This is a genomic window from Hyphomicrobiales bacterium, assembly GCA_039989895.1.
Classification (GTDB): domain Bacteria; phylum Pseudomonadota; class Alphaproteobacteria; order Rhizobiales; family JACESI01; genus JACESI01.
Window position 1 is genome coordinate 166,261 of the sequence record JBDXGY010000002.1, and the last position, 12,342, is coordinate 178,602.

Genomic DNA, 12,342 nt, shown 5'->3' on the forward strand with positions numbered 1-12,342 from the left:
CTGTGACATGAGTTTATTAGAAATTACAGACCTTTCTAAACATTATGGTGAGGGCGCTGCCCGCACTGATGTTTTAAGCGACATAAATCTTAAAGTTGAGGATGGCGAGTTTATTGCCATCGTCGGATTTTCTGGTTCAGGTAAAACAACGTTAATTTCCGCGCTGGCGGGCCTCATCACACCTGATCGTGGTGGCATCATTTTCAAAGGTAAAGAAATCGACGGACCAAGTTCTGATCGTGGTGTGGTGTTCCAGTCATATTCCTTGATGCCGTGGCTAACCGTGAGCGGCAATGTGGATTTGGCAGTGGCCGAGGTTTTTAAGAAAAAACCAAAAGCTGAGCGCAAAGAGATCGTCGATAAATATATCGATATGGTGGGCTTAAGTCATGCGGCAGACAGGATGCCATCGGAGCTTTCCGGCGGCATGCGCCAGCGTGTGGCGGTTGCCCGTGCGCTTGCGATCCAGCCTGAGGTGTTGCTTCTTGATGAACCCCTGTCGGCATTGGATGCGCTGACCCGCGCGAAACTGCAAGATGAATTTGCGGACATTTCTCAAAAAGAGAAAAAGACGATCATTCTCATCACTAATGATGTGGATGAGGCGATCTTGCTGGCCGATCGGATCATTCCATTGACGCCAGGTCCTAAGGCGACCTTTGGACCAGAATTCAAAGTCGATCTTGCGCGGCCACGCGATCGCGGGGCGATGAATTCAGATGAAACTTTTATGAAGTTGCGTGCAGATGTGACGGCCTATTTGATGGAAGTTGGGCTGGAGCGCGGTGCTGATCTCGACAAAGATATTACGCTGCCGAATGTGACGCCGTTTTTCCGTAAAGACGATTTGCCAAAAGCCTATAAAGACGTGGCAGAAGCGCCAACTATTGCGGAAGATAAATATCTTGAATTTTCTAAACTGACCAAGGTTTACCCAACGCCAAAAGGTCCGTTGACGGTGATTGAAGATGTTGATTTGAAGATGAAAAAGGGTGAGTTTATCACCTTGATTGGCCATTCTGGTTGCGGTAAATCGACAGCGCTTTCCATGGTGGCGGGATTGAATGAAATCACTAAAGGCTCGGTCATTTTGGATGGTAAACATGTCACGAAGGCGGGGCCTGACCGGGCTGTTGTGTTTCAGGCACCTAGCCTACTTCCTTGGTTGAGCGCTTATGACAATGTGGCGCTTGGCGTGGATAAAGTTTATCCGGATGCCTCAAAGGCTGAAAAGCGTGATGTGTGCGAATATTATCTGTCAAAAGTTGGCCTTGGTGACAGCATGGAAAAGGCAGCATCTGACCTTTCCAATGGTATGAAGCAACGTGTGGGTATTGCCCGTGCTTTTGCTTTGTCGCCAAAACTTCTTCTGCTTGATGAGCCTTTTGGCATGCTTGATAGCCTGACACGTTGGGAGCTGCAAGATGTGTTGATGGATGTGTGGAAGCGCACACAGGTGACGGCTATTTGCGTCACCCACGATGTGGATGAAGCCATTTTATTGGCTGATCGTGTGGTGATGATGTCGAACGGTCCGAATGCTAAAATCGGCAATATTATGGAAGTCGATTTACCGCGTCCGCGCTCGCGCAAGGAATTGTTGAACCACCCAGATTATTACGCCTACCGCGAAGAGCTTCTTGATTTTCTTGAAGCGTATGAAGGCGGTGCTGATCCAAGCGAGGATCAACTTAAATCGATTGAAGCCAAGCGCGCAGCTCGCATCGAGCGTCAGCGTATGGCTGTTACGGAGGCTGCAGAATAATGGCCCAAAAACTTGTAATAATCGGCAACGGCATGGCGCCTGGACGGATGCTTGAAGATCTCTTCGATAAAGCGCCTGAAGCCTATGATGTCACTATCTTTAATGCTGAACCACGTGTGAATTATAACCGTCTTATGTTGTCGCCTGTGCTTTCTGGCGAAAAGACATATGAAGATATCATCACGCATGATGATGCTTGGTATGAAGAGCATAATGTGACGCTTCATAAGGCGGCGCGGATTGCAAAAATTGACCGTGAGGCAAAGACGGTGACGTCTGAGGCTGGGGTTACAGAGCTCTATGACAAACTGGTGGTGGCAACGGGCTCCAACCCCTTTATCATTCCGCTCCCCGGTCATGATCTTGATGGTGTTCTCACCTATCGCGATTTGGATGATGTGGAGCGCATGATTACGGTTGCCAAAGGCGAGGGGACTGCTGTTGTTATCGGTGGCGGTCTTTTAGGCCTTGAGGCGGCGGCCGGTTTGAAAGCGCAAGGCATGGATGTGGTGGTGTTGCATCTGATGCCAACCTTGATGGAGCGCCAGCTTGATCCGGCGGCAGGCTATTTGCTTGAAAAGGCCTTTGATGATCTTGGAATTCGAGTGATTACTGAGGCGAACACCAAAGAGATCATCGGCAAGGGTGGCAAAGTTTCTGCGGTGCATCTTGAGGATGGTACAGAGCTATCTTGTGAAATGGTGGTGATGGCTGTTGGTATTCGCCCGAGCATGGATTTGGCGAAAGAGGCGGGTATTGAAACCAATCGCGGGGTCTTAGTGAGCGATGATATGCTCACATCTGACCCTGATATTTATGCGCTTGGGGAATGCGTCGAGCACCGTGATCAATGTTATGGGCTTGTCGCGCCGCTTTATGAAATGGCCAGCACGATTGCTGAAAATCTTATCGGTGGTGAAGCGATCTATGAAGGCTCGGTAACCGCTACGAAGCTCAAAGTAACAGGGATTGATCTTTATTCTGCGGGTGATTTTGCTGAAGGCAATGAGCGCGAAGAAATTGTTCTGCGCGATGCCTCAAGCGGGGTCTATAAGCGGCTTGTTTTGAAGGATAATAAAATTATCGGCGCTGTCCTTTATGGAGAGACCGCAGATGGACCTTGGTTCTTTGATCTTCTTAAAAAACAAACCGATGTCTCCGAAATGCGTGAGACATTAATCTTCGGTCAAGCCTATCAGGGGAGTGCCCCCCTGGACCCTATGGCGGCCGTTGCAGCCTTGCCGGATGATGCGGAAATCTGCGGCTGTAGCGGCGTTTGTAAAGGCGCAATCGTCTCAAAGATTACAGACATGGGTCTGACCAATCTTGACGATGTGCGCGCCCACACGAAAGCATCATCTTCGTGTGGCACATGTACCGGTCTTGTTGAACAAATTATGTCATTGACCTTGGGCGATGATTACAACCCCGCAGCGGTGCAGCCCATGTGTGGTTGTACTGATTTGGGCCATGGTGATGTGCGCCGTTTGATCAAGGCAAAGGGGCTGAAAACGATTCCGGCTGTTATGCAAGAGCTTGAGTGGTCAACATCAAACGGCTGTGCCAAATGTCGTCCCGCCCTCAACTATTATTTGGTCTGTGATTGGCCGGATGAATATGCTGATGATTATCAGTCACGCTTCATCAATGAACGGGTGCATGCGAATATTCAAAAAGACGGCACCTATTCTGTTGTCCCGCGTATGTGGGGTGGTATGACGTCTGCCCATGAACTGCGCACCATTGCTGACGTGGTTGATAAATACGAAATCCCTGCTGTGAAATGTACGGGTGGTATGCGTATCGATATGTTGGGCATCAAGAAAGAAGACCTTCCCGGTGTTTGGGCTGACCTTGGCAAAGCGGGGTTTGTTTCTGGCCAAGCCTATGCGAAGGGGTTGCGCACAGTGAAAACATGCGTTGGCGAGAATTGGTGTCGCTTTGGGACGCAAGATTCTACGGGCCTTGGTATCAAGCTTGAAAAGTTTATGTGGGGATCTTGGACGCCTGCAAAACTGAAGCTCGCCGTCTCTGGCTGTCCGCGCAATTGCGCGGAAGCAACCTGCAAGGACATTGGCGTTATCTGCGTGGATTCAGGTTTTGAACTTCACTTCGCGGGAGCCGCTGGTCTTGACATTAAAGGCACTGAGATTCTTGGCAATGTGACAACCGAGGATGAGGTGATGGAACATGTTGTGGCGCTTGCCCAAATGTACCGAGAGCAGGGTTTCTATCTGGAGCGGATTTACAAATGGGCCAAGCGTATTGGTCTTGATGAAATCCGGTCACAAATTATGGACCAGCCAGAAAAACGCAAAGCTTACTATGAGCGCTTTGTCTTCAGCCAAAAATTTGCGCAGGTCGATCCGTGGAGTGAGCGCGTTTCAGGCAAGGACAAACATGAATTTAACCCGATGGCGACTTTGCCTTTAGAAGCTGCTGAATAATGGGTGAGGTAATTGAAATGAATGCAATAACAGAAAACTGGGTGAGTGTTGGAGACATAACCGACATTCCGCGTCTTGGTGCGCGCTGTGTTAAAGCGGGTGAAATTACAATTGCGATTTTTAGGACAGCAGAAGATCAAGTCTTTGCGCTAGAAGATAAGTGTCCGCATAAAGCAGGACCGCTTAGCAATGGTATCGTGCATGATGGATGCGTTACCTGTCCGCTGCATAATTGGGTGATCTCTCTGAAAACGGGTGAAGCACAAGGTGCTGATGAAGGCGCGACGATGAGCTACCCAATCAAGATGGATGGCGACACGATCTTGCTTGATATGGGGGTCATTCGGTGACCACTACGAAGACCACCTGTCCTTATTGCGGCGTTGGTTGTGGAGTTCTTGCGACACGTGAAGCGGATGGTTCTGTCAGCATCAAAGGCGACCCGGATCATCCCGCCAACTTTGGGCGTTTGTGCTCGAAAGGTTCAGCCCTTGGCGAAACGCTCGATTTGGAAGGACGTCTGCTTTATCCGGAAATAAGCGGGGAGCGAGCTTCTTGGGATCAAGCGCTTGATCTTGTGGCCGATAAGTTCTCTAAAGCGATTGCCGAGCATGGGCCTGATAGCGTTGCCTTTTATGTTTCCGGTCAAATTCTGACCGAGGATTATTATGTCGCCAATAAGCTGATGAAAGGCTTTATTGGTTCGGCCAATATCGACACTAATTCGCGACTTTGCATGGCGTCTTCGGTTGCGGGACATCGTCGTGCCTTTGGGACAGACACGGTTCCCGGCACCTATGAAGATTTAGAGCTTGCCGATCTTATCATTCTGGTTGGTTCGAACTTGGCGTGGTGCCATCCGGTTATCTATCAGCGTATTGCTGCGACGAAAGAAGCGCGCCCTGAGATGAAGGTTGTGCTGATTGACCCACGCCGCACAATGACCGCTGATCTGGCCGACCATCATTTGGCAATTAAGCCTGATGGCGATGTTGCTTTGTTTAATGGGCTTTTGGCGCATCTGTCTAAGAGCAGCGTGCTCGATCATGATTATATTGAGGCTCATACATCGGGTTTTGAAGATGCTTTGGTCGCTGCTTCGGGTATGTCATCAGATCAACTGTGTGAACACACTGGCCTTGAGCTGGATGAATTGAATGCGTTTTATGACTTGGTGAGCGCCACACAAAAGACGGTGACGGTTTATTCTCAAGGCGTGAACCAGTCTTCTAGTGGCAGCGATAAGGTCAATGCGATCATCAATTGTCATTTAGCAACGGGGCGCATTGGTCGGCCTGGCATGGGGCCGTTTTCGATCACAGGTCAGCCCAATGCCATGGGTGGGCGTGAAGTGGGCGGGCTTGCGAATATGCTGGCCTCTCATATGAATATTGAAAATGCGGATCATCGCGATTTGGTTCAAGAATTTTGGCAATCGCCGACAATCGCGGATAGGCAAGGCCTGAAAGCGGTCGATATGTTTAAGGCTGTTGGGGATGGTCGCATTAAAGCGCTTTGGATTATGGCGACCAATCCGGTTGATAGCATGCCGGATGCGGACCGTGTGCAAGAAGCCATCAAAAATTGTCCTTTTGTTGTTGTCTCAGATGTAGCGGCCACCACAGATACGGTGCGTCATGGACATGTTAAATTGCCAGCGATGGGGTGGGGCGAAAAAGATGGCACTGTGACCAATTCAGAGCGGCGCATCTCGCATCAGAAATCTTTTCTGAGCGCTCCCGCAGACGCGAAAGCAGATTGGTGGCACATGGCCGAAGTCGCTAAACGGATGGGTTTTCAAGAGGCTTTTGAGTGGGAAAATAGTGCAGCAATATTCAGAGAATTTGCAGCGCTCTCCGCCTACAAGAATGAGGGTGAACGAGACTTTGATATTGGCGCTTATGCTGCAATCAATACCAAAGACTATCATGAGCTTGAACCATTTCAATGGCCGCAAGCATTAGGGGAGGGGCTCAAGGAAACGCGCTTTTTTGCTGAGGGTGATTTTTATACGCCTGATCGCAAAGGTCGCTTTTTATCTGTTGCCGCTGAACCGAAAAATTATAGCACGCCATCGCATCCCTTTATATTGAACACAGGCCGTGTGCGCGATCATTGGCACACTATGACGCGAACTGGTAAAACGGCACGCTTATCGTCACATATGGCTGAGCCCTATGTTGAAATTCACCCAAAGGATGCGATAAGCCTTGGCATTGGGGATGCGGACCTTGTTCGAGTTTCAAATGATAATGGTGAGATTATCGTGCGTGCGCTGATTACGGATCGTCAACGAAGCGGTTCGGTCTTTGTGCCAATGCACTGGACGGATCAATTCTCAGGCAAGGCACGGGTTGATACTTTGGTGCCACCTGTAACGGATGCGTTCTCAGGTCAGCCTGCATTGAAAACCAGTAGCGTTCAGCTATCGCGCTATCAAGCAGTGCAATATGGGTTTTTGATCAGCCGTAATGAACCGTGCTTTGATAAGGTGCCCTATTGGTCGAAAGCCCGGTGTAATGCTGGTTGGCAGGCTGAAATTGGTTTTGATGCGGTTATTGAAAGCCCAACTGATTTTGCTGCAAAGTTGTTTGATATCCCTGAAGACATCATACCACTGACCTATAATGACGAACGGCAAGGTGAGGCAAGATGTGCTTGGTTTGATGGCAACACTTTGCACTCGGCGATTTATCTTTCAGCCAGTCCTGTATCGGCCTCACGCAGTTTGCTGATTGCGCTGATGGGTGAAGAACAGGATAATCTTGCTGCTCGCGCCCATGTTTTGGCCGCCCGTCCAAGCGCAGATATGCCAGACAAAGGTGCTATTATTTGTTCTTGTTATAATGTTGGTGCCAATGAGATAGTTACTGCTGCGGCTGGGGGGTGTCATAGTGTTGGTATGATAGGCGAGCGGTTGAATGCCGGTACGAATTGCGGTTCATGCCGAAGTGAAATTGCGGGGATCATTGGTCTGAACAAATTAGAAGCTGCGGAGTAATTGAACAGGCAGCAGGATTAGTTCTTGTTGTCGATCGCAGTCACCTGCTCGCACCAGCTTTTTCTTGCTTTATTGCGGCGATAGGGTCTGGCTATATCTTCTTTCAATAAAACATCGCCAACAGAGATGCCGTTGGCATTGTCGACAAAGGCGATAACGCGGCCACCGTATTTGCCTTGTGAAATATTACGCAAGGTGACGGGCATTGAGCCTTTTGATATTTTAACAAGAGAGGCAAGCCGCTGGCGGGCTTTTTGGGCAAGTCTGCGCTCCAAGGGGCAGGAAGCAGAAAGCTCGGGTGTGTCAATGCCACGCAAGCGCACAGAGATGTCTATTGTCTGACCAATCCAGATTTTAGCCCGTACTTTAAGGGTATCCCCGTCGACCACCCGAACAACAGTGGCGGGTATAGGACCGCGTAGACGTTCTGCGGAAAGTGCTGTGGGGGATGCAAAAATGCATAGAAAAAGGAGAAGCCAACGAATCATCATGGCGTGATTTTTAGGCTAAAATTCCTAGGAATACAATCTTAAATTAGAAATCGCTGATAATGCCGTCTTTTTCCCAGTCGCCATATCTTATTGCTTCTGGGCCATCCCGCCCATTGATTTCTTTGGGACGTTGGGTGATTTGTGCATCGCGTTTGGTGCGCCGTTCAGCGGCCTCTTTGAGTGCGCGTTCGGCTGCTGGGGTTAGCTTTTTTTTTGGCGTGTCGGCTTCTTCCACGTGGAGGACATCCATTGTAGTTTTTATTTATTGATACCATATACTGAATACAGTCAGCTTTGAAAGTCTAACACGAGGTATGATGCGTTGAATTATGCAAAAACAGGTTTGCTTCTTGCCGTAATAACGGGGCTTTTCGTTAGTATTGGGTTTTTGCTTGGTGGCACAGGCGGCATGGTGATTGCTTTTGGCATCGCGGTTGCCATGAATGTCTTTAGTTATTGGAACTCGGATAAAATGGTCTTGCGTATGCATAATGCGCGCGAGGTCGATGAACAATCAGCGCCTGAATATTATAATATGGTGGCGGAATTGGCTGATAATGCGGATCTGCCGATGCCTGCGGTTTATATTATTGAGCAAGCCCAACCAAATGCCTTTGCAACCGGTCGAAATCCAGAAAATGCAGCCGTGGCAGCAACAACAGGCCTGCTTGATATGCTTTCTTATGAAGAAATCGAAGGCGTGATGGCGCATGAGCTGGCCCATGTACAAAACCGCGATACGCTGATTATGACAATCACGGCAACTTTTGCTGGCGCGATTTCGATGCTGGCAAATTTTGCTATGTTCTTCGGCAATAACCGAAACAATCCGCTTGGTATTGTTGGGGTTATTTTGATGATGTTTCTAGCACCCATGGCGGCGGCTCTTGTGCAAATGGCGATCAGTCGGACACGTGAATATGCGGCTGATAAGCGCGGTGCGGAGATTTGTCGAAACCCGCGTGGCTTAGCGCAAGCTTTGGTCAAAATTTCAAATGGTGCTGCGCAAATTACAAATGATGAGGCGGAGCGTAATCCGGCGACTGCGCATATGTTCATTATCAATCCGCTTAATGGGCAGCGTATGGATGGCTTGTTTTCAACGCATCCCAATACACAAAACCGGATTGATGCTTTGATGGCCTTTGAACAAGAATTTATACCGCCGGTGGGTGGGAGAAAAAGTAGAAGTTCAATACCCAATACAGGGGCTGGGCAGCGGCGAGAAGGGCCTTGGGGCTAAGTTCTAATCTTGGGGTATGATAGAAATCATGTGACAAGTGCGGGTAAATCGCTAAAACGGGAAATTCTTGAATTTGAAGGATTGTACCCTGTCTGATAAACCGCAAAAATCTAATACGCCCTTTAAGTCTTCTAAATCAAAGGGCACTCCTGGATATGATGCACGTAAACGTGCGCTTGATGTTGTCGCTCGCGTGCTTGATGAGGGTCAGCCACTTGAATATCTGCTTGATCGTAATAACGATGATGCGATGCCTGCAAATGATCGTGCGCTTGCCCGCGCGATAGCGGCGACAACATTAAGACGCAAGGGGCAGATTGATAGGGCCTTAGGCAGCTTGATGCAAAAGCCACTTGGTCGACGAGGCGGTGGCGCGATGCATATTTTGCGCATAGCGGCGGCACAAATTCTCTTTATGGAAGTGCCGGACCATGCGTCTGTCAGCATTGCGATGGATATCGCTAAATCAGACCATAAGGCGCGGCATTTTTCTAAACTGATCAATGGTGTTTTGCGTGCGATGACACGGCAAAAAAAAGAGCTGTTGGCTGATATGAAGGCGCGGGATATTTTGCCTGAGTGGTTGGCAAGAACATGGGATAATGCCTATGGGCGGTCGACATGTGAAGATATGGCCATTGCTCTTTCTCATGAGCCTTATCTCGATATCAGCGTAAAGCCTGAAGCGAGTGATTATGCGGATAAACTAGGTGGTGAATTATTGCCCAATGGCAGTGTGCGATTAAAATCGCGCGGCATGGTGTCTGACCTTGCAGGTTTTAAAGAAGGTGATTGGTGGGTTCAAGATATGGCGGCAAGTCTTGCGCCGGGGCTGTTGGGTGATGTGGGCGGTAAGCGTGTTGCCGATTTATGTGCAGCCCCTGGTGGAAAGAGTGCTTATCTTGCCGCGCGTGGTGCCAATGTCACGGCTGTTGATGTATCGGCTGAGCGTTTGAAAAGACTTGATGAAAATCTCACGCGTCTGCAATTGAGCGCAGATGTAATCGAAGCCGATATTGAGAAATGGATGCCGGACGCTCTTTACGATTGCGTCTTGCTGGATGCACCGTGTTCTGCGACGGGGACCGCACGCAGACATCCGGATATTTTATGGTTGAAATCTCCTGAGCTTGTCGAGCGGTTGGTTTTGGTACAGCGCTCATTGTTAAAGCGGGCCGTAGATCTTTTAAAACCGGGTGGCACTTTTGTGTTTTGCACCTGTTCACTGCAGCCAGAAGAAGGCGAAGCAATTCTTGATTTTGTAAAGCAAGAGGCATTGCCGCTTGAGCTTGTTCCGATCATGCCGCAAGAGCTTGGTGGCTTCTCAGATATACTACGTCCAGATGGCAGCATACGTACGAGACCGGATCACCGCCCCCTTGCCCAAGGTGTCTCACCGGTTGCCAATGACCTGTTTTTTGCAGGGCTAGATGGTTTCTTCATGGCTAAATTTCAAAAAAATAATTAATATTTTTTGTGGTAATAGGCGATAATTTGTTGTGTACATATTAAATAATTACTTATTGATTGAAGAGGGCTTTCCATTCTGGGTGAAAGCTGAATTAATTAGGTCAGTGTATATTCGAAAACAGTTTCGTAAGATGGATAAACGTTGAACGTGACAACAACCTTTGCAGATAAGATAAAATTTGCTCGCCTTTTTAGTGCGGGTGCTTTTTTTTCGATCTTGCGAAAGTTTCATTCCAACCCTTTGACGAGGTTGCGGCTTGTTGGACCAACGGCGTCAGAATTGCTTATCGCCCCACAAGATATTTCTACTGCAGATGCGACACGGGCAAATGATATCTATACTGGATACTTTTCATTTGGCGGTCATACGGTTAATTGTGGTGGCCGCTCTCCTTTTGAGATGGAGGACGAGCCTCTTTTCTGGTTAGATAAGCTGCATGCGTTTGGTTGGCTTAAGCATTTGCGTGTTGCTGAAAATTCTGTATCGCGTACTCAAGCTCGACTTTTCGTTGATGATTGGATCAAGCTAAATAATAATATTGGGTCGGTCGCTTGGGATATTGAGTGCACTGCAAAGCGGGTGATTGCTTGGCTTTGCCATTCACCCTTGTTGCTTGAAGACTGCGATCATGCCTTTTATCAACGATTCATGCGCAGCTTGACGCGGCAAGTGCGGTTTTTACGTTTGACGGTGGGCAATATGCCGGCTGGCTTGCCTCGTTTGCTTGTGTCAATTGCACTTTCTTATGCGGCTATATCCATGTCGGGCCATAGTGTTTTTATTCGTAATTCCACAAAAAGGCTTGATAGAGAATTGAAAGCGCAAATCCTGCCTGATGGGGGACATATTAGCCGTAATCCAAGCGCGGTTATTACAATCCTTGCCCTTTTGATGCCCTTGCGACAAGCCATCATTGCTCGTGATATTGTGCCGAGCGATGTTTTGATTGGTAGTATTGATCGCATGATACCGGTTTTGCGGTTTTTTAGAATGGGCGATGGAACATTTGGTCAGTTTAACGGTATGGGTGACACACCAAGTGATCTGGTGGCAACACTCTTTGTTTATGATGACGTGGGTGGTTCTCCGGTCTTGAATGCTAGCCATTCGGGATATCAGCGCTTGCTGGGTGGAGATGCCGTCGTGCTGATGGATACAGGAAGCGTGCCAGCACAAAGTTTATCGAATGAAATTCATGCTGGCTGCCTATCCTTTGAATTAAGTGCTGAGAGGGAACGTATTGTTATCAATTGTGGCCGTTGCAATTATCATAATGATGATATGGAAGAGGACCGCTATGAAAGAATATCTCGTTCGACAGCAGCCCATTCAACCTTGTCAATTAATGAAGAATCTTCATGTCGGTTTATCACGAATAAAGGGTTCAGTCGTTTTATTGGGACATCATTATTATCTGGCCCAACAAAGATTGATGTTCAGCGTTCACAAAGTGAGAAGGAGGTAAATGTTAGTGCAGAGCACGATGGTTACATTCGGCCCTTCGGATTAAAACATCAGCGCTCAATTAAACTGTCTTCTGATGGGGTATTTCTATCTGGCCAAGATATTTTAACCCACGGTAACGGCCAAAGCCCAAATGCAAATAACCCTAATACTTTCCAGATAAGATTTCATCTTCATCCCAACGTACAAGCTAGCCTTTCATCACCTGGAACTGTTGAGCTTAGTTTAAAGTCTGGGCGCCGCTGGCTTTTTACATGTCAAAATCTTGATATCCAACTGGATGAAAGCGTGTGTTTTTCAGATGTGTTCCGTACCAGACAAACCAAGCAAATATTATTACAAGGCAGGGTTGGGGAACATTCCGTGGTTGATTGGTCATTTCAGCAACTTTCTTGATTGCACAAATTATAAGAAATGTGGTAGCCGCATAGCATTCAGAGCTTTACCCTGATACTGATCT

9 protein-coding genes are annotated in these 12,342 nt (G+C 48.2%); 7 read left to right on the plus strand and 2 right to left on the minus strand.

The features are described from left to right. The first annotated feature begins 7 nt into the window (after nucleotides 1-7). Genes ABJ081_01525 through ABJ081_01540 form a run of 4 tightly spaced genes read left to right on the plus strand, consistent with a single transcriptional unit; the run spans nucleotide 8 to nucleotide 7,213 of the window. Nucleotides 8-1,765, plus strand: a complete 1,758-nt coding sequence (locus ABJ081_01525; protein ID MEP6355344.1) for a nitrate ABC transporter ATP-binding protein — start codon at nucleotides 8-10, stop codon at nucleotides 1,763-1,765. Further along, nucleotides 1,765-4,212 (plus strand): nitrite reductase large subunit NirB, encoded by a 2,448-nt coding sequence (gene nirB / locus ABJ081_01530; protein MEP6355345.1) that lies wholly within the window; start codon nucleotides 1,765-1,767, stop codon nucleotides 4,210-4,212. The genes ABJ081_01525 and nirB overlap by 1 nt, the downstream gene beginning before the upstream one ends. A 17-nt stretch (nucleotides 4,213-4,229) precedes the next feature. Beyond that, on the plus strand, nucleotides 4,230-4,562 hold the full coding sequence (gene nirD, locus ABJ081_01535) for a nitrite reductase small subunit NirD (GenBank protein MEP6355346.1): 333 nt from the start codon (nucleotides 4,230-4,232) through the stop codon (nucleotides 4,560-4,562). Further along, the gene (locus ABJ081_01540; GenBank protein ID MEP6355347.1) at nucleotides 4,559-7,213 is read left to right on the plus strand and encodes a molybdopterin-dependent oxidoreductase; all 2,655 of its coding nucleotides are present in this window, start codon (nucleotides 4,559-4,561) and stop codon (nucleotides 7,211-7,213) included. The genes nirD and ABJ081_01540 overlap by 4 nt, the downstream gene beginning before the upstream one ends. Before the next feature lie 17 nt (nucleotides 7,214-7,230). On the opposite strand, the gene ABJ081_01545 is transcribed toward ABJ081_01540, so the two are convergent. Together ABJ081_01545 and ABJ081_01550 are read right to left on the minus strand one after the other, a co-directional pair. Then, nucleotides 7,231-7,704, minus strand: a complete 474-nt coding sequence (locus tag ABJ081_01545; GenBank protein MEP6355348.1) for a thermonuclease family protein — start codon at nucleotides 7,702-7,704, stop codon at nucleotides 7,231-7,233. Nucleotides 7,705-7,747: 43 nt separating this feature from the next. Further along, on the minus strand, nucleotides 7,748-7,954 hold the full coding sequence (locus ABJ081_01550; protein MEP6355349.1) for a DUF1674 domain-containing protein: 207 nt from the start codon (nucleotides 7,952-7,954) through the stop codon (nucleotides 7,748-7,750). Between the two features lie 72 nt (nucleotides 7,955-8,026). Between ABJ081_01550 and htpX the strand changes: the two genes are divergently transcribed. The 3 genes from htpX to ABJ081_01565 all read left to right on the plus strand — a co-directional run bounded on the left by htpX (nucleotide 8,027) and on the right by ABJ081_01565 (nucleotide 12,278). Continuing rightward, complete coding sequence (htpX, locus tag ABJ081_01555) at nucleotides 8,027-8,947, plus strand: zinc metalloprotease HtpX (protein MEP6355350.1); 921 nt, start codon at nucleotides 8,027-8,029, stop codon at nucleotides 8,945-8,947. Nucleotides 8,948-9,020: 73 nt separating this feature from the next. Next, complete coding sequence (locus ABJ081_01560) at nucleotides 9,021-10,415, plus strand: transcription antitermination factor NusB (protein MEP6355351.1); 1,395 nt, start codon at nucleotides 9,021-9,023, stop codon at nucleotides 10,413-10,415. 150 nt (nucleotides 10,416-10,565) lie between these two features. Continuing rightward, the gene (locus ABJ081_01565) at nucleotides 10,566-12,278 is read left to right on the plus strand and encodes a heparinase II/III family protein (protein ID MEP6355352.1); all 1,713 of its coding nucleotides are present in this window, start codon (nucleotides 10,566-10,568) and stop codon (nucleotides 12,276-12,278) included. Nucleotides 12,279-12,342 lie beyond the last annotated feature (64 nt).

Bases quoted from the DNA above. Each gene is read 5' to 3' on its own strand.
- ABJ081_01550 (MEP6355349.1), bottom strand. From the start codon at position 7,954: ATGGATGTCCTCCACGTGGAAGAAGCCGACACGCCAAAAAAAAAGCTA.
- nirB (MEP6355345.1), top strand. From the start codon at position 1,765: ATGGCCCAAAAACTTGTAATAATCGGCAACGGCATGGCGCCTGGACGG.
- ABJ081_01525 (MEP6355344.1), top strand. From the start codon at position 8: ATGAGTTTATTAGAAATTACAGACCTTTCTAAACATTATGGTGAGGGC.
- nirD (MEP6355346.1), top strand. From the start codon at position 4,230: ATGAATGCAATAACAGAAAACTGGGTGAGTGTTGGAGACATAACCGAC.
- ABJ081_01545 (MEP6355348.1), bottom strand. From the start codon at position 7,704: ATGATGATTCGTTGGCTTCTCCTTTTTCTATGCATTTTTGCATCCCCC.